General features: G+C 44.9%; 18 protein-coding genes and 1 riboswitch. Of the genes, 12 read left to right on the top strand and 6 right to left on the bottom strand.

Annotation, left to right across the window (positions count from 1 at the left end):
* Positions 1 to 15: 15 nt before the first annotated feature.
* The gene (locus DN730_RS13205) at positions 16 to 1,407 is read left to right on the top strand and encodes an MATE family efflux transporter (protein WP_115468616.1); all 1,392 of its coding nucleotides are present in this window, start codon (positions 16 to 18) and stop codon (positions 1,405 to 1,407) included.
* Here DN730_RS13205 and DN730_RS13200 read toward each other — a convergent pair whose 3' ends face one another.
* Positions 1,408 to 2,166 carry a TlyA family RNA methyltransferase gene (locus DN730_RS13200; RefSeq protein WP_115468615.1) on the bottom strand — a complete coding sequence of 253 codons (759 nt, stop codon included), beginning with the start codon at positions 2,164 to 2,166 and terminating at the stop codon, positions 1,408 to 1,410.
* A gap of 108 nt (positions 2,167 to 2,274) precedes the next feature.
* On the opposite strand from DN730_RS13200, the gene DN730_RS13195 reads away from it, so the two are divergent.
* From DN730_RS13195 to DN730_RS13185, 3 genes are all read left to right on the top strand, one after another.
* On the top strand, positions 2,275 to 3,120 hold the full coding sequence (locus tag DN730_RS13195; RefSeq protein WP_115468614.1) for a sulfurtransferase: 846 nt from the start codon (positions 2,275 to 2,277) through the stop codon (positions 3,118 to 3,120).
* Positions 3,121 to 3,188: 68 nt separating this feature from the next.
* A complete protein-coding gene (locus tag DN730_RS13190; RefSeq protein WP_115468613.1) occupies positions 3,189 to 4,358 on the top strand; it encodes a nucleotide sugar dehydrogenase in 1,170 nt (389 codons plus the stop codon).
* A gap of 75 nt (positions 4,359 to 4,433) precedes the next feature.
* Entirely contained in the window at positions 4,434 to 5,321 is an 888-nt protein-coding gene (locus DN730_RS13185) for a glycosyl transferase family 90 (protein ID WP_245957967.1), read from the top strand.
* Between the two features lie 79 nt (positions 5,322 to 5,400).
* On the opposite strand, the gene DN730_RS13180 is transcribed toward DN730_RS13185, so the two are convergent.
* Positions 5,401 to 6,435, bottom strand: coding sequence for a glycosyltransferase family 4 protein (locus tag DN730_RS13180; RefSeq protein WP_115468611.1), 1,035 nt, complete (start codon positions 6,433 to 6,435; stop codon positions 5,401 to 5,403).
* Positions 6,436 to 6,517: 82 nt separating this feature from the next.
* Here DN730_RS13180 and DN730_RS13175 point away from each other — a divergent pair, with 82 nt between their 5' ends.
* On the top strand, positions 6,518 to 7,258 hold the full coding sequence (locus DN730_RS13175; protein WP_115468610.1) for a glycosyltransferase family 2 protein: 741 nt from the start codon (positions 6,518 to 6,520) through the stop codon (positions 7,256 to 7,258).
* A gap of 57 nt (positions 7,259 to 7,315) precedes the next feature.
* Here DN730_RS13175 and waaF read toward each other — a convergent pair whose 3' ends face one another.
* Genes waaF through DN730_RS13160 form a run of 3 tightly spaced genes read right to left on the bottom strand, consistent with a single transcriptional unit; the run spans position 7,316 to position 10,407 of the window.
* Positions 7,316 to 8,314 (bottom strand): lipopolysaccharide heptosyltransferase II, encoded by a 999-nt coding sequence (gene waaF, locus DN730_RS13170; RefSeq protein WP_115468609.1) that lies wholly within the window; start codon positions 8,312 to 8,314, stop codon positions 7,316 to 7,318.
* Entirely contained in the window at positions 8,307 to 9,254 is a 948-nt protein-coding gene (rfaD, locus tag DN730_RS13165) for an ADP-glyceromanno-heptose 6-epimerase (protein ID WP_115468608.1), read from the bottom strand. Before rfaD ends, waaF begins: the two co-directional genes overlap by 8 nt.
* Before the next feature lie 13 nt (positions 9,255 to 9,267).
* Entirely contained in the window at positions 9,268 to 10,407 is a 1,140-nt protein-coding gene (locus DN730_RS13160; protein WP_115468607.1) for an AGE family epimerase/isomerase, read from the bottom strand.
* Between the two features lie 80 nt (positions 10,408 to 10,487).
* Here DN730_RS13160 and hldE point away from each other — a divergent pair, with 80 nt between their 5' ends.
* The 7 genes from hldE to DN730_RS13125 all read left to right on the top strand — a co-directional run bounded on the left by hldE (position 10,488) and on the right by DN730_RS13125 (position 19,286).
* Positions 10,488 to 11,915: a bifunctional D-glycero-beta-D-manno-heptose-7-phosphate kinase/D-glycero-beta-D-manno-heptose 1-phosphate adenylyltransferase HldE gene (hldE, locus tag DN730_RS13155; RefSeq protein WP_115468606.1), complete on the top strand. Its 1,428-nt coding sequence runs from the start codon at positions 10,488 to 10,490 to the stop codon at positions 11,913 to 11,915.
* The gene (gene msbA, locus DN730_RS13150) at positions 11,915 to 13,678 is read left to right on the top strand and encodes a lipid A export permease/ATP-binding protein MsbA (protein ID WP_115468605.1); all 1,764 of its coding nucleotides are present in this window, start codon (positions 11,915 to 11,917) and stop codon (positions 13,676 to 13,678) included. Before hldE ends, msbA begins: the two co-directional genes overlap by 1 nt.
* 8 nt (positions 13,679 to 13,686) lie before the next feature.
* The gene (locus tag DN730_RS13145; RefSeq protein ID WP_115468604.1) at positions 13,687 to 14,919 is read left to right on the top strand and encodes a 3-deoxy-D-manno-octulosonic acid transferase; all 1,233 of its coding nucleotides are present in this window, start codon (positions 13,687 to 13,689) and stop codon (positions 14,917 to 14,919) included.
* 37 nt (positions 14,920 to 14,956) lie between these two features.
* Positions 14,957 to 15,062: riboswitch (TPP riboswitch) on the top strand.
* A gap of 45 nt (positions 15,063 to 15,107) precedes the next feature.
* A complete protein-coding gene (gene thiB / locus DN730_RS13140) occupies positions 15,108 to 16,100 on the top strand; it encodes a thiamine ABC transporter substrate binding subunit (RefSeq protein ID WP_115468603.1) in 993 nt (330 codons plus the stop codon).
* A gap of 6 nt (positions 16,101 to 16,106) precedes the next feature.
* The gene (gene thiP / locus DN730_RS13135) at positions 16,107 to 17,687 is read left to right on the top strand and encodes a thiamine/thiamine pyrophosphate ABC transporter permease (protein WP_115468602.1); all 1,581 of its coding nucleotides are present in this window, start codon (positions 16,107 to 16,109) and stop codon (positions 17,685 to 17,687) included.
* A complete protein-coding gene (locus tag DN730_RS13130; protein WP_115468601.1) occupies positions 17,674 to 18,372 on the top strand; it encodes a thiamine ABC transporter ATP-binding protein in 699 nt (232 codons plus the stop codon). The genes thiP and DN730_RS13130 overlap by 14 nt, the downstream gene beginning before the upstream one ends.
* Before the next feature lie 50 nt (positions 18,373 to 18,422).
* Entirely contained in the window at positions 18,423 to 19,286 is an 864-nt protein-coding gene (locus DN730_RS13125) for a DMT family transporter (RefSeq protein ID WP_115468600.1), read from the top strand.
* Here DN730_RS13125 and DN730_RS13120 read toward each other — a convergent pair.
* Positions 19,283 to 20,185: a DMT family transporter gene (locus DN730_RS13120; RefSeq protein WP_115468599.1), complete on the bottom strand. Its 903-nt coding sequence runs from the start codon at positions 20,183 to 20,185 to the stop codon at positions 19,283 to 19,285. The two genes, DN730_RS13125 and DN730_RS13120, sit on opposite strands and share 4 nt — an antisense overlap.
* Positions 20,186 to 20,383: the final 198 nt, after the last annotated feature.

Here is a 20,383-nt window from a genome sequence, read left to right as displayed (position 1 = left end):
TTTTAGAGGAATGACATGCCCAAGCAGGCAAAGCTGACGCAAGGTTCAACGTTTAAGCATGTTGCTGTGATGTCTTTTACAGGTGCTTTAGGGTTGATGGCCATGTTCCTCGTCGATCTCGTTGATATGTTGTTTTTATCGATGCTGGATGAACGTGAGGCGGTCGCAGCGGTTGGATTCGCGAGTACGGTCATGTTCTTTACTATTTCTCTTAGTATTGCGATGTCGATTTCCGCGTCCGCTCTGGTTGCTCGAGCGGTAGGCCGAGGAAACATAGAACTTGCTCGTCGCCGCGCGACGAATGCGCTAGGCATTGGAGTGATTTTTTCTAGTTTGGTCGTATGGATTTTATGGCCAAAGATCCCGGCGATCCTGCATTTTCTAGGTGCCGACTTTAAAACGTTAGACCTTGCAACGGGATACTTGCAGATACTATTGCTAGGTATGCCTGCCGTTATGATAGGTATGATTGGCTCTGGGATTATGAGAGCACTTGGGGATGCAAGACGGGCGATGTATGCCACGTTGTTATGCAGTGTTGTCAACGCGCTTTTGGATCCAATCTTCATATTCGTATTTGGTTTAGGAATTCACGGTGCCGCAATCGCTTCTTTGATCGCACGTTTGTCTATGGTAGTTGTGACTTACTACGGTGTCGTGAGTGTTCATAAAATGCTTGGACAGTTTGACCTAGTTGAGTGTCTTCAGGATTTAAAGCCGATTGCTTTAATCGCTGTTCCCGCTATGTTAACGAATATGTCTTCGCCTCTAGCGAACGCTATAGTGATGTCCCATGCTGCCAGTTTTGGCGATGAAGCTGTGGCGGGTGTAGCGATCGTTGGGCGTATTGTTCCTGTCGTGTTTGGTGGTTTGTTTGCGTTATCAGGGGCGGTCGGCCCAATTTTGTCCCAGAATTATGGCGCAAAGCAGTTTCAACGAATGCATCATGCGTTGACCAGTGCAGTCGTATATGCATTTGTGTACACCGTAACACTTTGTCTATTGCTGTATTCAACGCAGGGCTTTTTGGTTGCAATGTTTAATGCTAGTGATGAGACCGCAAACCTGATTCGTTTCTTTGCGACATATGGCTCGTATAGTTTTTTCTTTCAAAGTTTATTGTTTATTGCCATCGCAGTTTTCAATAACCTCGGAAAGCCGTTAAATAGCACGCTATTAAATTTTGGTAGGGCGACGCTTGGTACTTGGCCTTTGGTGAGTTTCTTTGGTTTTTTGATGGGGGCGGAAGGAATTATAATGGGGCAAGCAATTGGATCCGTTATATTTGGTTGTATCGGGTTCATCATGGCTCGCCGTTACTTACAAGAACTTGAAACTCGTGAAGAGTGGGCGTTGATAGAATCTCTTCCTGAAGACGATTTGCTGGCCTCACAAACTAGAGGATAGTTATTTCTTTTGTGCCAAAAGAACAAATTCTTGGTTCCCGTCCCCGCCTTTAATCGTACTTTTTTCGTAGCTTAGTACCTCAAATCCTAACCCAGACACAAGCTGTTTCATTGAGTTTTCAAGTGCTTCAATGCCGCGCTTGTCTTTGACAATGCCGCCTTTACCTATTGCGTCTTTACCAAGCTCAAATTGCGGCTTAATTAAGGTGATTAAGTAGCCACTTTCTTTTAAAAGTGGTGGAAGCTGGGGTAGGATTTTTGTTTGTGAAATAAAGGATACGTCCATGACGATGGCATCAAAGCCCGTACTTGGCAGATGCTCAGCGAGGTCATCCTTAGTTAAATGTCGAGCATTAAGCCCTTCAAGACACACCACGTCGCGTCGCTCTCGTAGGCGTTTATCTAGCTGGTCATGTCCGACCTCAACCCCCACAACTTTTTGGGCGCCATGCTGTAGTGCGCAATCGGTGAATCCACCAGTGGACTGGCCGACATCAAGCACCGTATAACCGTTTAAGTTCATGTTTGCATGATCTAGAGCGCCTGCTAGTTTGAGCGCACCTCTCGATACATAGCGATCTTCTTCCGTAAGCGTTAATTTTATCTCGACGTTGTCATCCACTTTTAAACTTGGTTTCGCAACGGGTCGCCAATCATTTCCTTGAGCGATCAACACTTTGCCTTGGCTAATGAGAGACTGTGCTTGTGAGCGTGATTTTGTAAGCTGCTTATCGGTGAGTAGTTGATCGATACGTTTCATGTTTTTCGGTTCTTGCGTAAATCGGGAAGCATAGCAAAATCAGTCGATTCAAAGTAGGCTAGAGTTCTCTCCGCCATCAAATAGAGCATGTAAAAGGAGGCCTTTCGTATGGCTTTGCCAACTATGATTACCGTTGAAACATTGCAGGAAACCTTAAACCAAAGTGATGTGGTGGTGTTGGATTGCCGCTTTTACCTTACTGATCACGGTAAGGGGTATCAGGAATATCTTTTGGGGCACATTCCGGGTGCGATATTTGTTGATTTGCATACTGAATTAGCAGGCAAAGAGTCGGACACTTCTGGACGTCACCCGTTACCGAGTGAGCAAGTCTTAGCGAATTCGATTCAGAATTGGGGGATTGATACTCACACACAAGTGATTGTTTATGATGACATGGGGGGAGCGATTGCTGCGCGAGCTTGGTGGATGCTGGTTCAACAAGGGATCGAAGTATACGTATTGGATGGTGGTTTCCCTGCTTGGACAGCAAGTGCTTTATCAATAGAAACTCAAGAACATAAAGCTGTTATAGCAAAAGAGAAAATTGAAGTGAGCTACCCTTGGTTTATTTCAGAAGAGAATGTTGCGGAGAATCTTGTAACTGAGCAATTTCAGTTAGTGGATTCGCGTGACAATGCTCGTTTTCAGGGATTAAACGAAACCATGGATCCGGTAGCCGGCCATATTCCCGGTGCACTAAATAGGCCATTCACCGATAATTTAACAGATGCAGGGACAATGAAATCACCTTTGTTGCTAGCTAAGGAATGGGGAGCTTTATTGGGCGAGATAGAGATTCCGATCGTGTACTATTGCGGCTCTGGCGTTACTGCCTGCCATAACATTCTAGCGATGAACCATGCAGGTCTAGAAGCTAAGCATGTCTATATTGGCTCATGGAGCCAGTGGGCGAAGCGTATCCAGCGTAGCATGAGTGAGTCAAATGAGTGATTGCCATAGAGCTGTAAACAAAGACTCTGTAAAATACCGTACAGATTGTATTTATTTAGGATAATGTAATGAAAATTGCTGTGGTCGGAACAGGATATGTTGGTATCTCAAATGCATTATTGCTAGCAAAGCATAACGAGGTAGTAGCGCTTGATGTGGTGCCTGAAAAAGTAGCGATGTTGAATCAAGGCATATCTCCAATTCAAGACCATGAGGTGGAGCAATACTTGGCGGAAGAGTCACTTAATTTTTGTGCGACATTAGACCCTAATGTCGCGTTTGAAGGTGCTGAGTTCATCATTATTGCTACTCCAACGGACTATGATCCTGAAACCAATTATTTTAACACGCAGCATGTAGAATCAGTGATTGAGCTTGCAACTAAGCTTAACCCCGAGGCAACTCTGATTATAAAGTCGACTGTTCCTGTAGGGTTTACGGCAGATGCTCGGACGAGATTTGGTACACAGAATCTTATTTTTTCTCCAGAGTTTTTGCGAGAGGGGAAGGCGTTATACGACAACTTATACCCCTCGCGAATTATTGTTGGAGAGCGCTCGGATAGAGCAGAGTTATTTGCCAGTATACTGGCTCAAGGGGCAATCAAAGACAATGTTGATGTATTGCTAACGGACTCGACAGAAGCAGAAGCGATTAAGCTCTTTGCGAACACTTATCTTGCGATGCGAGTGGCGTATTTTAATGAGCTAGATTCTTATGCTTCGACTCATGGTCTTGATACGAAGCAGATTATCGAAGGCGTATCGTTAGACCCGCGTATCGGAGGACACTACAATAATCCTTCGTTTGGCTATGGTGGCTATTGTCTTCCTAAAGATACGAAGCAGTTGTTGGCGAATTATGAACAGGTGCCGAATAATCTTATTAGAGCTATCGTTGATGCGAATGCGACACGCAAAGATTTCGTGGCCAATGAGATCATTAAGCGCGCTCCCAGAGTGGTAGGGATTTATCGACTAGTCATGAAAGCTGGATCAGATAACTTCCGCGCTTCCGCGATACAAGGAGTTATGAAACGGATTAAAGCGAAGGGGATTGAGGTCATTGTCTATGAACCAGTGTTGCAAGAGGATCATTTCTTCAACTCTCGTATTGTGAATGACCTGACAGCATTTAAAGCGGAAGCTGATGTCATTATTGCAAACCGAGTCACAGATGATTTATCAGATGCAATAGAGAAAGTTTACACTCGCGACTTATTTGGCGGAGATTCTTAAGTGTCAAAGAAAGATCTAGCCTACTTAAAAAAGCGTTTTGCGAGGATTCGGTATTATATTGGTGAAACATTTGAGTTGAAGAAAAAAGTATCTTCTGTCGATACGCTTCTTAGCGAAGTTTCTCTGACCCCTGATTTACAAGCACGTGTGAATTATTACTGCCAGTTAAACGAGCCTTTTATCGTATCAAGTCGCGCGGTTCGTAATGATAAATTCGTTAGAACCAAAAGCTTTGCTTACTTCGCAGATTTAAAACGAATAACGCGACATTTTCCGGACTATTATCGTTTTGACTATTTGTTTGGTGATGTGGTCGATATCCCTTCGGTGCCGACTTTTGTTAAAAGTCGCCCAATTTGTAATGGTAATGAAAACTCTGTTTTGTTGAAGCTTAATGCTATTAGACATTACCAGTTTGTTGAAGATACTAAGCCATTTGGCGATAAGCTTCCTTTGGCTGTTTGGCGAGGTATGGTCTATCATCAACATCGTCGAGAGTTTGTGGACAGGTACTATGAGAGCAAGTTTGCCAATATTGGTCACAATGATGACTCTCTCGTGCATGAGCCTGCCTACAAAGGTTTTATGTCTATTCAAGAGCAACTAAATCATCGCTATATTGTTAGTGTTGAAGGGAAAGATGTCGCGACAAACTTGAAATGGGCAATGGCATCAAATTCGCTTGTGATGATGCGTAAGCCTAAATTTGAAACATGGTTTATGGAAGGTCAGCTTATTGCTGGCGTTCATTATGTTGAACTTAAAGAAGACTTTTCAGATTTGGAAGAAAAGGTGCAGTTCTATAATGAGCATCCACAACAGGCAGAAATCATTGTTCGTAACGCGCAGGCATATGTGAAGCAATTTTTAGATGAAAAGCAGGAGCTTATTGTTTCACTTTTGGTTGCACAGAAATACTTTAATCTATCTCAACTTTCGGATACTTCTTATTGTCAAAAATGAGGGCAAGAAATTGGTATTTTGGGGAGAAGCTTAACCTGCCAATCAATATCAGAATTAGGATGTAGTTAGAACAAAGCGGTTACTTCAATGCCGCTTTATAAATAGTCATGTAGCTTTGCGCCATGCTCGCAGGAGTGAATTTTTGTAAATGCGCGCTCGCGCCTGCTGTAAGCTTTTCTTGTAATTCTTTATCTTTATCTAGGCGTGCGATTGCTGAGCATAAGGCGTCAGCATTTCCATTTTGTATGCTAAGTCCCGTCTGCTCGTGCTGAATAATGTCGGGTATACCCCCTGCATCCGAGGCAATAATAGGAATTTTCGCATCAATTACATCTAATAAGGTGGAACCTAAACCTTCATTCCTAGATGGAAAGATAAAGTAGTCAAATGCGTGAATGTAGTCGCCTACATTGTTTTTGAACCCTAACCAAGTCACATTACTCAAATCTACGCTGAGAGACTCTAATTCCTCTCTATCTTTGCCATCCCCTAAACATAAAAATTGCATATGAGGGTGGCTCTGCGCCATTTTGCGAGCGCAATCGATAATCAGCTTTTGGCCTTTATGTTTATCGACTAGGGCTCCAATATGACCAACGAGTGTTTTATTTGGAAATTGCTGTTTTATCTGCGCGGAAGATTGGGGATTAAACCTTAGATCACCTTTTACACTAAAGACTAAATCCGTGGCTCCCCACTTTTTTTTGTCGATGATATTACGAATAACATTTGATATCGCCACGCGAGCATGGGCTGAGGTATAGGTTTTTTTATTGAGCCATTTATCTTTGATGGGGGCATCTACACGACGGGTTAGAATATAAGGCGTGTGATGCATCAGGTGATGTAACCATGCCCAATGAACCGCTTTCGCTTCATGCGCGTGTATAACGTCAGTTTTAGCTGCGCTAAAGTGGCCATCAAGTTGATTGCTTGCTACAGAGAATGTCAGGTTTGGGACGGCTTTTAAGTGTTCTCGGAGAGGGGAATCTTTGCGACACACTAATTGTTGCTTTATGTCTGGTTGCTTGCCGAGCTCTGTAATCAGGATAGCAGTCTGGCGCTCACCACCACGAAAGCCTTTTGCTAAGTTGATATGCGAGATATGAAGCATTTAATTCCCTAAGAAAAACTGATTGTTAAACGTTATAATACCTCAACTAGGCTATCTGATTCGATATTAAGTGAAGAGTGTAATGATTGAAAATGTTTCGGCGGTATTAATCACCAAGGATGTCGAGCACTGTATTGAAAAAGCTTTGGATTCTCTCAGTGACTTTCAAGAAGTGATTGTTTATGACAATGGGTCTACAGACAGAACATTGGACATCATAAATTCATACAGCAATGTTCGTTGTATTCAAGGTGAGTTTTTAGGATTTGGGCCTACAAAAAGAAAAGCCGTAAGCTATGCATCCAACGACTGGGTACTGTCACTTGATGCCGATGAAGCGGTCTCCCCTGAGTTGATAGGTAATTTATCGGCGTTTATCGATACCGATCCGAATGTTGTGGGCATTATTTGGCGTCATAATTACTTTTTAGGGAAACGTGTAAGATATTCTGGATGGGGTAATGATTGGTTAGTTCGTCTATTTAATCGCCAACGTCATAATTTTAATGAGGCGATGGTGCATGAGAATGTAGAGCTATCGAGCGCAAGTGTGCGCCAGCGTATAGATGGAGTGATTGTACATGATGCCGTCGTTGACGTTGGGCAGATGTTGGAAAAAGTGGCTCGATACTCTTCAATACGTGCCTCGACTCAACGTAAACGTTATTCCATATCTATGATTGTATTCAAGTCGATATTCGCTTTCTTCAGAACATATGTCTTGCGCCTAGGCCTACTTGATGGAAAGGCCGGTCTCGTTATTTCTGTTTCAAATGCGAATGGTGTGTTTTGGAAAAATATAAAACGCTATTTTCGTGCTTGAATAACATGGATCGTGAGCGCAGGCCTTTTTGTTAAAAGGCCCGCGCTCCCATCTGAACTAGAGACTTTTAATAATCAGTTCTGGTGTGATATCTCGTAAGCAATTGGTATGCCCTAGTGGACATGTACGTTTGAAGCATGGTGAGCAATCTAAATGTAAATTGTGAATCACCTTATTGTCCGTTAGTGGTGGGGTAAATAGTTCGCTGGTCGAACCATAGATACCATGTACAGTCGTGCCGACTGCGGCGGCTACGTGCATCAATCCAGAGTCGTTGCTCACTGCAAATTCAGCTGCTGCCAAAAGATCGATGGCGTCCACAAGCTTCGTGGCTCCGCACAAATTAAATGCGTGCTCTCCCAGGCCGTCAAGAATGCTATTTCCGTCCTCTATGTCTTTCGGTCCGCCTAATACCCATACCTGATAACCACGTTCGATAAGCTGTTGAGCTAAGCTGCGGAAATGTTCCAAAGGCCACTGCTTTGCTGGACCATATTCCGCACCTGCCATCATCGCAACAGCGGGTCGCTCTGGGTGAAGTTTGTGCTTTTGATAAAGCGTTGCTTGATTCTGAGCATCTACCCTGAGTTCTGGTTGAGGAAGATCGGTTGGCGGGTAGGCGTCCTGCACACTCACGCCAAGCGAGACAAACCGTTTGACGGTCTGGTTCAGAATGTTTTTATCTAGCTTGCGGCGTTCATTTAGCAGGATATAGCGTTGCTCTCCGTGAAAGCCAATACGTTTAGGGATCTTAGCGAAGAAAGGCACAAGTGCACTTTTCCACGAACGGGGGAGTGTGATGGCTTGGTCGTATTGCTCATTGCGTAAAGATTGGCCGAGTTCACGACGTGTGGCTATGCCCCATTCGCCGTGCCCCGTTTTCAAAGTTAGCGCGTTACGAACTTCAGGCATACGCGCCAATATTGGGCTCGACCACGCTGGGCCGATGACATCAATAATGGCGCTTTTGTCTTGCTTGGCAATGGTTTTGAACAGGCTTTGCGCCATGACCATGTCGCCCACCCAAGAAGGGCCTACAATTAAATATTTAGCCACGTTGATCTAACCATCTCATGTAGTCTTTAACCCCTTGTGCTAGTCCGCGAAAGGTACCTTGATAACCTGCGTTACGGAGTTCTGTAATATCGGCTTGGGTAAAGCTTTGGTACGCACCTTTCAGGTGTTCAGGGAATGGAATGTATTCAATCTCACCTTGTTGATAGTGCTCGATTACGGTTTCGGCGATGGTTTTAAACGGTTCAGCATTGCCTGTTCCTAAATTGTAAATGCCAGATTTATCAGGGTTGTCTAAGAACCATAGCTTGGTGTTAACAAGGTCCTCAACATAGATAAAGTCGCGGCTTTGGCCGCCGGCTTCATAGCCATCGTAGGCGCCGAACAGTTTAGGGTTCTCTCCCGCCAATACTTGATTGCGTAGATGGAATGCAACGCTCGCCATACTGCCTTTGTGGTTTTCACGTGGGCCATAAACATTGAAATAGCGAAATCCCACAATTTGTGAGCTGGCATTAGGCAGTATTTCACGGACGTATTGATCAAACTGAAATTTAGAAAATGCGTACATGTTGAGCGGCTTTTCATGTGCACGGCTTTCTTTGAATATAGGTCCCGCCCCATAAACAGACGCTGAAGAAGCGTATGAGAAGGGGACTTTATGATCCAAACACCACTTAAGCACCGCTTTCGAGTATTGGTAGTTCACGTCCATTACATACTTGCCGTCCCATTCTGTTGTGGCGGAGCAGGCACCTTCATGAAAGACGGCCTTAGCTCGAATATTGAGCGCATCGCTTTTGATCAGATCTAAGAAATCGTACATATCCATGTAATCGGCGATGTCGAGGTCGGAAAGGTTTAAACATTTCTTGCCATCGGTTAGATCGTCTACCAGAAGTATGTCGCGAATGCCGCGATCGTTGAGAGCTTTGATAATGTTGCTGCCGATAAAGCCAGCGCCGCCAGTTACGATATACATACTGATTGTCCCGTTAAATTTGCGAATCTTGCCATTTTAGCACTTCTGCTAGGCCAAGGAATATATGGTAGCCAGTGGTGCCTGGCAAAGGGTAGCCTTTGCTATTGTTGTGGCCATCTAGGTATTCGATCCATCTACCATCGTCAATAAAGTAGTGGTTTCGTATAAAAGAAAGTGCCTCTTCTAGACGTACGTTTTTTTCAGCGGCTGGTAGAGCCATCACGCAACAGGCTTTTAAATACTCGGTGATGGGCCAAATGCGTTTTTCTGAATCGATGGGCTGTAGCGTGTCACCTGAAATAGAGTTATAGACACCGCCATTTTCAGCCAACCCATGTTCTATTGCTGTTAACCATAGTTCCTCCGCTAGCTTTAGATCTTGCTCACGTCTGGTAATGGTGTGAGTTTGGTATAACAGCCATACCCATTCGAAATGGTGTCCAGGCTCCACTAGGGTGCCATCATTTGCGTCGAGGGCGAAGTCATCTTGGAAAAACTCACGAAGAGTCTTAGATTTCGTATCGACGAAGGCGTTGTGAGCCAAGTCACATAATTCGATAATGTTGGCTATATACTTTGTATCATTGGTAGCTTGATACGCTGCAACATAGCCTTCAAGTAAATGCATGTGCGGATTTTGACGACGTTGTTTGACTTCGCATGGGTATGATTCAAAAACTCCACCCTTAGGATGTCTCATGTGTTGTTCTATAAAGGCGTGAGTCAACTCAATATAGCGCAGCGCCTCGTTGTTACGTGTTAGTCGGTAGTAGTGGCTGAAGGCAAGGAGGACAAACGCCAACGCGTAGGCGTCACTTTGTGTGTCTTTAATCGATAAGTCGTCATTCAGCGAAAAAATCCAACGGCCATCAATATAGTAACGTTGGATGATAAAGGTAAACAGTGTGTCTATCTGTTTATCGTAGCCTTGTATTGCACCCATTTCAGAGGCATAGGAAAGAGTAAAGAGTTGGCGACATTGAGTCAGTAAGCGTATTCGGCCAACGAGGTTAGGTTGCCAATCTATTGTCAGGCTTTCTCGGCTATAGCCTTGATCAGTTAAACCATAATTTACCCAGTTTGGAATCAGGTCTTGGAATACGTGTTTCGCACAAGCGTCAATGTGTTTGTGCAGTATTTGAGGTATTTCCATGTCGCGTCACTTCGTGTGAGTCCAATTTGAAAGACAGGTATGATAAGATGCCTGCCTTTAAAAATCGATGAAAAAGCGCTATGACCTCTTCACATTTGAATTTTAAGAACAAACATATTCTTGTCGTTGGTGATGTAATGCTCGATCGGTACTGGCATGGCGGGACCTCTCGCATTTCCCCAGAAGCCCCCGTGCAAGTGGTTAAGGTATCGAGCGTTGAAGACCGACCCGGTGGAGCCGCAAACGTAGCGCTGGGACTTGCAAAGTTAGGCGTTCGTGTATCGCTAGTGGGCGTGGTAGGTAACGACGAAAATGCCGCTGCGCTTGAAGTGGCTTTGAAAAAAGAAGGCGTCGATTGTCATTTTGTGGTGGCGGAGTCTTTGCCAACGATTACCAAGTTGCGTGTAGTAAGCCGTCATCAACAACTGATTCGCTTGGATTTTGAAGAGCGCGAAGATTCATTGAGTCAAAATCAAGCAATTGAAGAGAAAGTCGAGCAGTTACTTGGTGATGTTAATGCCGTCGTATTTTCTGATTATGCCAAAGGTTGTTTGGCTGACGTAACTACTCTCATTGCTCATGCCAATGCCGCTGACGTGCCGAGTTTTGTTGATCCAAAAGGTAGTGATTTTTCAATTTACCAGGGTGCCACCTTGGTAAAACCTAATTTAGTTGAGTTTGAAGCCATAGTAGGCGAATGCCGCGACAGTAAAGATATCGAACAAAAGGGCGTTGAGTTACGCGAACGTTACGGTTGGCAAGCATTGTTGGTCACGCGTGGTGAAGATGGACTGATGCTGCTGGAAAAAAATAAAGCGCCTTTTTCCTTAGCGACTGCCGCGAAAGAAGTCTTTGATGTGACGGGTGCAGGTGACACGGTTGTTGCTGTATTAACGGCGGTGTTTGCAACCAGCAAGCGTTTTTCCGATGCAGTGGATTACGCTAATCAAGCGGCAGGCTATGTTGTGGGCAAGCTGGGTACGGCGTCCATCGATGCGCAGACTTTAGATGCGATTATGTTCGCTCGATCTCACTCGAGCAACTTTGGTGTTCTATCACCGGATGATCTTAAAGAGCAAATTCGTATGGCGCAGCTTAATGGCGAGAAAATTGTATTTACCAACGGTTGCTTCGATATTTTGCATCCGGGCCATGTTGCCTACATTAAGCAAGCGAAAGCGCTAGGCGATCGTCTGATTGTAGCCGTCAATACCGATGCATCAGTGAAGCGTTTAAAAGGTGAGAAACGACCTGTTAACGACTTAGTCCACCGTATGGCGGTACTAGAAGGTGTGGGTGCTATAGATTGGGTGACTTGGTTTGATGAAGATACTCCGTTGGAGATCATTAAAATGTTAACACCTGATATTTTGGTAAAAGGCGGTGATTACACCGTAGCATCCATTGTTGGGGCGGAACATGTGATTGAACATGGCGGTGAAGTGAAAGTGTTGTCTTTCGTGGACGGCTACTCTACGACGTCAATTATTGAAAAGGCGAATTCTTAATGTCCCAAGCAAGTCAGCAAAAAGAATCTTCATCGGGCCTATCCGTTTATTTTAGGTTGCTTGGGTATTTGCGTTCATCGTGGTTGACGTTCGTAATCAGTGTGCTTGGTTTTTTGATGTACTCTGTAATGGAGCCTGCCTTGGCGGCGTTGTTGAAACATATTGTTGATGTGGTTTCCAATGGATTAATGTCTGAGAACCGTGTGACGATTCCACTTGCGATCTTAGGTATTTTCTTAGTACGCGGTGTGGGGACATTCTTAGGTAGCTACTTTATGGCGATTATTGCGAATAAAGTGGTTTATGATTTGCGCACGACGATGTTTGATAAACTGGTCCTGTTACCGTCTAGTTACTACAACGAGATGCCTTCGGGGCGCTTATTATCAAAGCTAACTTATGATACTGAGCAGGTCATTGGCTCGGTTACCTCAGCCGTCAAAACGTTGCTGCGAGAAGGTTTTACGGTCATCGGCTTACTAGGGTATATGCTTTATACCAACTGGAAGCTTTCATTATTATTTCTGTTGATCATTCCGATCATTGGTTATGTTGTCTCTTATGCTTCAAAGCGCTTTCGTAAGTTGAGTAAACGAATCCAAAACGCGATGGGAGGGGTGTCAGACGTCGCTTCAGAGTCAATAAAAGGCCAAGAAGTGGTCAAGATATTTGGCGGATTTGAGTACGAACGGCAGCGCTTTCGTGAGGCGGCAGATGACAATCGTCGCACCCAACTAAAAATGGAGCTTACTAAAGCTCTGAATATTCCGGTCGTTCAGTTCTTAGTGGCGATTGCCTTAGCCATACTAATTTGGCTGGCATTGGACCCGACCTTAAGTGCACAAATGTCTGCGGGGGATTTTGTCGCCTTTATTGGTGCCGCGGGTATGTTGAGTAAACCTGCGCGTCAACTAACTGACGTCAACAGTATATTGCAAAAAGGTATTGCAGCAGCTCAAAGTATTTTTGAGTTTATTGATATGACCGAAGAGCCCGATAACGGAAAGCGTGCGTTGTCACAAGCTCAAGGTAATATCGAATGGCGTAACCTAAGTTTTCAATACCCTAATACGGATCGTTTAGCATTAGATGGCGTGAATCTCTCTGTCCCAGCAGGAAAAACGCTAGCCTTAGTCGGACGTTCTGGGGGAGGGAAGTCGACACTTGCGAATCTTATTCCAAGGCTCTATGAAGTGACGGATGGTGAGCTGTTAATTGATGGACATGATATTCGTGATTATCCATTGCGAACTTTGCGCAGTCAGATTGCTTTAGTGAACCAAAATATCGTTCTATTTAATGGCACCATTCGCGACAATATCGCATACGGTTATTTGCGTGATGCTCCAGAAGAGACGGTGATCGAAGCGGCGAAAGCGGCTAATGCTTGGGAGTTTATTCAGCAATTAGAACTTGGTTTAGATACTGTAGTGGGTGAAAACGGTGTGCTGCTTTCTGGTGGTCAGCGTCAACGCATTGCGATTGCGCGAGCGATTCTAAAGAATGCCCCTATTCTTATTCTTGACGAGGCAACGTCTGCTCTGGATACCGAGTCTGAGCGTGCGATTCAACAAGCATTAGATACATTGATGAAAAATCGCACGACCATCGCAATCGCACATCGGCTTTCGACAATCGAAAATGCAGATGTTATCGCGGTCGTTGATAATGGCGTCATAGTTGAGTCTGGGTCTCATAAGGTTTTATTGGAACAAAATGGCGCCTACGCGAGCCTGCATCAAAAACAATTTAGCGAAGAGTAGATTGGAATATGTGGCTCTATCGCTTGCTGTTAGTAATGCTGTCTCCTTTTATTTTGAAGCGTCTGTTTGGTTATCGAAAACGTTACTCAAATTACCGATTAGAAGAGGCGTTGGGTCGGTGGCCTGAAACACGCGCGGATTTTTGGCTACATTGTGCTTCAGTCGGTGAAGTGTTGGCAGCTAAAGCATTGATTGAGCAGTGGCTAGCAGCGTATCCACATAAAACAATGTTAGTCACGACTGTAACGCCAACGGGAGCTAGCCAACTTAGCCGGTTATTTTCTGATCGAGTGCAACACCGTTATCTACCAATTGATCTAAGTTTCTGCGTGAAACGAGCTTTTAAACACATTCACTGTTCAGAGCTTGCTATTGTCGAAACTGAGCTGTGGCCAAATTTACTGTGTATCGCGAAACAAAAAGCAATGCGGGTGCAGGTTATCAATGCTCGCCTAAGTGAGCGCTCTGCTAAGCGCTACCAAACTTTTTCTTTTTTTTCACGAGCGCTCATGGCGTTACCCACACGATTCCTTGCTCACTCTCAAATTGATGCTGAACGCTTTAGAGTACTCGGTGCAAATGAGGTAAAGGTTGTAGGCAACATTAAATTTGATTTGCAAGTATTAGATGACCCTGTCGTTGCGGATTGGCGAGCAGGTTTTGCCGAATCTGGGGCACTTGTATGGGTTGCTGCAAGCACTCATGAAGGTGAGGATGAGCAAGTGTTACAAGCGCATCAATCCTTGCTTAAAGTGAACCAGCAAGCCAAGCTGATCATCGTCCCGAGACATCCTGAGCGTTTTGATCAAGTTTTTGAACTTGCGAGAAAAACTGGCTTGCGTGTTGCCCGTCGATCTAATATTCCGTATGAAAAATGGGTAGAATTCGATGTGCTGTTGGGAGACAGCATGGGCGAGATGATGCGCTACTACGGCATCTCTGATGTTGCGTTTGTCGGGGGTAGTTTAATCCAAAGAGGTGGGCATAACCCGATAGAGCCGGCGATTTTGTCTAAACCTATCCTTGTTGGTCCTTATACCTTCAATTTTGCTGATATCACTGAGTCGCTGGTCGAAGACGGAGGTGCATACCGATGTGCCGATGCGAACGAGCTTTCTTCCAAGTTGGTTGAATTGGTGAATCCTGACAAGCGCCTCTCTATTGGCGTCAACGCGCTGGCCAATGCGCAGCGTAATCAAGGGGCGCTTAAGCGAGTGTTACAATATTTAGACTTCTCGTAGGGTTTTGCTAGAATAACGCGCTCGTTGTACAAATCATCGAAATCTCATGGGGTGTGGCCGGTAGGGCTGCTGAGAAGCATTTCGCTAACCCATTGAACCTGAACCAGATCATGCTGGCGTAGGAATTGAGATAGCAAGCCAAAATGCTTTGCCTTTCCAGTTATACGCCGCTCATTTACGGAGCGACTATGTCTTTTAAATCCATTGTTTTTAGTGCTATGGCCTTATCTATATCGGCCTCAGCGGCTGCTAATACGTTAAATGTTTATACCTATGATTCCTTTGCTTCTGATTGGGGGCCTGGTCCGAAGATCAAAGAGAACTTTGAAGCTCAGTGTGAATGCGATTTGAATTTCGTCGCTTTGGACTCTTCAGTAGGGATTCTGTCACGCGTTCAGCTCGAAGGCAGTGAGTCTGAAGCTGATGTACTGTTGGGGCTTGATTTGAATGTCATGGAAGCCGCCAAGAAAACGGGCTTACTTGCAAAGCATACGGTAGATACCAGTGATGTTACGACTCCAGGGGGATGGAGTGATGACTACTTCGTGCCATTCGATCAAGGGTACTTCGCGTTTATTTACAATAGCGAAGCACTCGCTAATCCTCCTAAATCCTTAAAAGATGTCGTTGAAAATCAGAATTTGCGTGTTATTTACCAAGATCCACGAACCAGCACCCCAGGGTTAGGTTTGTTGCTATGGATGAAGTCGGTCTATGGGGAAGACGCACCTAAAGCTTGGGAAACGCTCTCTCGTCATACCGTTACCGTCAGCAAAGGTTGGTACGACGGATATAGCCTGTTCTTAAAAGGGGAGGCAGATGTTGTTCTCAGCTATACCACGTCACCTGCATACCACATCGTTGCTGAAGGTGAAGATAAATACAAAGCGGCACCTGCAAGCGAAGGGTTCTACCCACAGGTTGAGGTGGCTGCGATGTTAAAAAATGCGCCAAACAAAGCATTAGCTGAGCAGTTCATGGCGTTTATTTTACAGCCAGGCTTTCAAAATACTGTCGCAACCGGAAACTGGATGTACCCAGTAACAAAGAATATCGACGCTTTACCTGAGGCATTCACCTCTCAACCCAAGCCAACTAAGGTTTTAACTCTCCCTGCGAGTGAGGTGGCAGATAATCGCACCGAATGGGTGAATGAGTGGCTTGATGCAACGACGCGCTAACCATTGATGCTCGCTAGAGCGTATTTACGGCCAGCTTGGATTGGGTTGGCCGTTTATTTATTTATTGCCGCTGCGGCCGTCGCCGCACTGCTGTCCTATGCGACCCCAATGTCTTGGGGGCAATATGTTGATGACCCGTACATTTGGCGTGTTATTCGATTTTCTCTGTGGCAAGCACTGCTTAGTGCTTTAATCAGTATTGTGATCGCAATACCGGTCGCGTCTTGTTTATTTCATCGTCGCTTCATTGGTCGACAAGCTCTGCTTAACCTATTTGCAATCTCCATGGTCGTGCCGACGATTGTCGCCATTCTAGGTATCGTTGTGGTGTATGGGCGCAGTGGTTGGGCGTCATCGTTGATGGGGGAGGCATTTCCGCTTTATGGTTTAGTGGGAATCCTGATCGCTCATGTGTTTTTTAATATGCCATTAGCTGTGCGGATGATATTGCAAACCTATAGCTTGGTTCCCGATAGTCAGTGGCGTTTAGCGAGTCAGCTTGGCTTGTCGCGCACGCAAGCATTTCGTCTCATTGAATGGAATTACATAAAGAAATCTTTGCCTGGACTGTTTTTACTGATTTTTATGCTTTGCTTTTCGAGCTTTGCTGTGGTCTTAACGCTCGGTGGTGGTCCTCGTTCAAGCACCTTAGAAGTGGCTATTTATCAAGCGCTTCGGTTCGAGTTTGATCTGAGTAAAGCCAGTTATTTGTCATTACTGCAGATATTGATATGCACTACTGTGGCATTATGTGTTTATCGGCTGTCGCCCTATGTACGCCAGGATATTAGTGTGTTTGAGGGTGTACGTGTGCCGCTAAAAAGCACTCGATGGAATTCACTATGTGATATCTCTGTAATGATGTTGGCTTTGCTATGGGTGATTCCCCCTTTCGTGGCAATTTTTACCCCAATATTTTCAGAATTATTTTGGCAAACTCTATTCGTCCCTGCGGTTTGGGTGTCAGTTTGGCATTCATTGCGAATTGCGCTGCCAGCGGGAGTTTTAGCCTTAGTGGTGGCAATGAGTATAGCGTCGCTTGCTAGGGCAGTGAAATGGCGAGCCCAAGTAGATAAGTGGGCTAATAGATTTGAGCAGCTGGGGAATTTGGTGTTGATGGTGCCTGGGCTCGTATTAGCGACAGGACTATTTATTGTGTTTCGTGAGTTAGGTATAGGTATCAGTAATGCATACTGGATAGTGGTTTGGGTGAATGCAATGATGGCCTTGCCTTTTGTTCTGCGCGCCATCATGCCAACGCTGTATCAACAAGAAAGGCGCTATCGTCATCTATACGATCAGTATGGCATTGTAGGTAGTGCAAGGCTTATGTTGGAGTGGCAAAGCTGTCGAAGTGCGTTGGCACAAGGGTTAGCGTACGCGGTTTTATTAAGTTTAGGAGATCTTGGCGTGGTCGCATTGTTCGGTTCTGAAAATTTGGTGACCTTGCCTATGTATCTGTTTCAACTGGTTGGGTCTTATCGAATTGAGCAAGGGGCATGTGTTGCTGTGGTTTTAATTATACTTTGCTTGATGTTGTTTCTATTGATAAACCGCGGGTTAGGAGGACGTCGTGCTATCGTTTGATTTATCGTATCAGTGGTTGGATTTTAAAGCGCGATATCATGCAGAGATTGAGCCCGGCGTTACATGTATCTTAGGTCCAAGTGGTGGCGGTAAAAGTACGCTATTATCATTGTTGGGCGGTTATATAAGGGGAGAAGGTGAGTTGCTTTTCTCTGGTGGCGATTTTAATGCCCTGTTACCGTACGAACGACCTATTAGTACTCTATTCCAGAGTGATAATTTGTTTCCACAATTGAATGTTTGGCACAACGTCGCAATTGGGATTGCCCCATCGCGAAACTTATCTGAGCAGCAGCGTATAAGAGTGGAGCAGGCTGTTGAGCAAGTGCAACTCACCGAACATCAGACGAAGTTTCCATCACAGCTATCGGGAGGACAAGCCCAGCGGGTAGCGGTAGCGCGAGTCTTAGCTCGTAAACAGCCTATTTTGTTACTGGACGAGCCTTTTAGTGCGCTTGATCCAAGGTTGCGTGATGAGATGCTTCAGTTGATTGCTGAGCTCACTCTGGCCAACCATTGGACGACTATTATGGTAACGCACAGTCCACAAGATGCACTGATGCTAGGAGGTAAGGTGCTGCTTATTGAGTCAGGTGAAATTTTGGCACAAAATGATGCAAAAGTTTTGCGTGATACGCCTTCTAATTCCCCATTTTCCCGTTACTTAGGTCACCGAGCAAAGTAAACTCTTAGAACGTTTTTACGGTAAGAAACTTTATTTGGCAGGATGTGGCAGTGAGTGATGTCTATTTGGTGAAAAAAGGGATATACGCAACACTAGCTTATGCGTTTATCATGTCAATTACCTCGGTTGGCGCTAAATTTGCCCAGACTCAAATCGCCGTGCCAGTTTTAATGTTTTGGCAAAGTGTATTTTGTGTCGCGGTTTTATTGCCGCAAATGAGAGGGAAGTGGCAGCGTCGCCCAATACATGTTGTAAAGGCGCATTTTCTGCGTTGTCTAGGCGGTTTCTTCGGTTTTCTATTTTATTATTGGGCATTAAACCATATTCCTTTGGTGGAAGCTTCTCTGCTTCGATCGTGTGCGCCATTATGTGTGCCGTTTGTTGTTTTGATCATGCATCGAGTGGTGATTCCTAAAGCACGCTGGTTGCCTCTGATTATAGGTTTTGTTGGCGTGGCTTTGGTGATGAAGCCGACCCCCGAACATTTTAATCCATGGCATATTGTCGGCTTCATGTCGGCCGTTGGGCTGGCATGTTCAATGGTTACTACTCGGCTTTTAAGTGGTCATGTGTCAGGGCAGGAGAATATGATTGTGTACTTCGCCATGTCCGCTTTATTGTCGTTACCTTTAGTGGTGCTCCAAGGAGAGAGTCTGGTATTGCCGAGTGGTGCATGGCTATGGGTGTTGCTGGTTTCTATCACATTATACGTAGGCATGTACCTTTATACACTGGCATATACCTATGCACCTGCAAGTGTCGTATCGCCTGTAAGTTACAGTGGGATTGTGTTTTCGGGGCTATGGGGACTACTCATTTGGGGGCACGTTCCAGATGCGATTGCAATCGCAGGGATAGCTCTAATCTTTTGTAGTATCGTCATAAGTGCCCAAATTACCCGTAAAAAAGCTTAGGTGGGTCGATGTGCATACTTTCTAATCTGCTGATTAAGGACAGTGGCGATGCCAATCCCCGAGAAAATTAAGATTATACCGACTCCATGGAAGCCATGAATGGTTTCACCTAAAAAGATGGTAGATAAGAAAATACTGAAAACGGGCAGTAAGTGTACGAAATGTCCAGCAGTGGTAGCGCCAAGTTTCTGAATACCAATGTTCCAACAGATGAATGCTCCGATTGATGCAAACAACGTCATATAAATAATGGCGCCCCAGTTGGATACGGTCAGCTCGGTGACGTTGCTTGTGGCGAAAAGCAAGAAAAGTGGTAGTTGGATCGATGTTCCTAACATCGCGGTTACTGCAAAAAAACTTAACAGGTGCATTGGAGGGCGTTTGGTTAACAGAACAGAGTAAATAGCCCAGCTAACCGCAGCAGTGATAATCCATAAGTCACCGCTTGAAATCGTCAGGTGCAATAGCGTTTCGATACTGCCGCGGCAGACAATAACAAGCGCCCCTAACGTTGAAATTAAAATGCCAATGTTCTGCAATTTATTGGTTTTTGAGCCAAGCAATACTCTTGCGGTAATCAGTATCATTACTGGCATGAGTGAGTTCAGCAATACAGCGTTTGTGACGGTCGTCGATGTTAAGCCGACGTAAAGGAATAAGTTGTAATTGCATATGCCAAGGAAAGCGAGCAGTACCAATATTGGGAAGTGCTTTTTGATGAGATGGATGTCGTCACGGATGTACTTGATCGCGAATGGAAAAATTAGCAAGCAGGCTAAGCTCCAGCGGAAGAAGGATATGGTGTAGGGATCTATCCCTGCGGATACTGTTGCTCGACCTAAAATGTAATTTCCTGACCAAAATGATATGGGTAAAAGCAAATACATAAACGCAGGCATGGTGCATCCTTTCTAACTTTATTATTTGTATGTGGTTGCCCTGATCTGTAGTTGAAAGTAACGCCTTGGATACTTGCTGTCGAGCCAAGTTTGCATAAGACAAAAGCTCTTGCGTAGTTTTTGCACATACTGGAGAGTGCCTTTTTAGTAAATGCGTTGAAGTGAAGTGCTAAAAGGTTATTTTTTATGCGCACGGGC

It is taken from the genome of Marinomonas piezotolerans (assembly GCF_003362755.1).
Taxonomy (GTDB): Bacteria; Pseudomonadota; Gammaproteobacteria; order Pseudomonadales; family Marinomonadaceae; genus Marinomonas; species Marinomonas piezotolerans.
Note: the sequence above shows the minus strand (reverse complement) of the source record. Positions and strands in the feature narration are given on the sequence as shown.

Coding starts and splice junctions, on each gene's coding strand:
- DN730_RS13205 (WP_115468616.1), top strand. CDS start 16: ATGCCCAAGCAGGCAAAGCTGACGCAAGGTTCAACGTTTAAGCATGTT.
- DN730_RS13200 (WP_115468615.1), bottom strand. CDS start 2,166: ATGAAACGTATCGATCAACTACTCACCGATAAGCAGCTTACAAAATCA.
- DN730_RS13195 (WP_115468614.1), top strand. CDS start 2,275: ATGGCTTTGCCAACTATGATTACCGTTGAAACATTGCAGGAAACCTTA.
- DN730_RS13190 (WP_115468613.1), top strand. CDS start 3,189: ATGAAAATTGCTGTGGTCGGAACAGGATATGTTGGTATCTCAAATGCA.
- DN730_RS13180 (WP_115468611.1), bottom strand. CDS start 6,435: ATGCTTCATATCTCGCATATCAACTTAGCAAAAGGCTTTCGTGGTGGT.
- DN730_RS13175 (WP_115468610.1), top strand. CDS start 6,518: ATGATTGAAAATGTTTCGGCGGTATTAATCACCAAGGATGTCGAGCAC.
- rfaD (WP_115468608.1), bottom strand. CDS start 9,254: ATGTATATCGTAACTGGCGGCGCTGGCTTTATCGGCAGCAACATTATC.
- DN730_RS13160 (WP_115468607.1), bottom strand. CDS start 10,407: ATGGAAATACCTCAAATACTGCACAAACACATTGACGCTTGTGCGAAA.
- hldE (WP_115468606.1), top strand. CDS start 10,488: ATGACCTCTTCACATTTGAATTTTAAGAACAAACATATTCTTGTCGTT.
- msbA (WP_115468605.1), top strand. CDS start 11,915: ATGTCCCAAGCAAGTCAGCAAAAAGAATCTTCATCGGGCCTATCCGTT.
- DN730_RS13145 (WP_115468604.1), top strand. CDS start 13,687: ATGTGGCTCTATCGCTTGCTGTTAGTAATGCTGTCTCCTTTTATTTTG.
- thiB (WP_115468603.1), top strand. CDS start 15,108: ATGTCTTTTAAATCCATTGTTTTTAGTGCTATGGCCTTATCTATATCG.
- thiP (WP_115468602.1), top strand. CDS start 16,107: ATGCTCGCTAGAGCGTATTTACGGCCAGCTTGGATTGGGTTGGCCGTT.
- DN730_RS13120 (WP_115468599.1), bottom strand. CDS start 20,185: ATGCCTGCGTTTATGTATTTGCTTTTACCCATATCATTTTGGTCAGGA.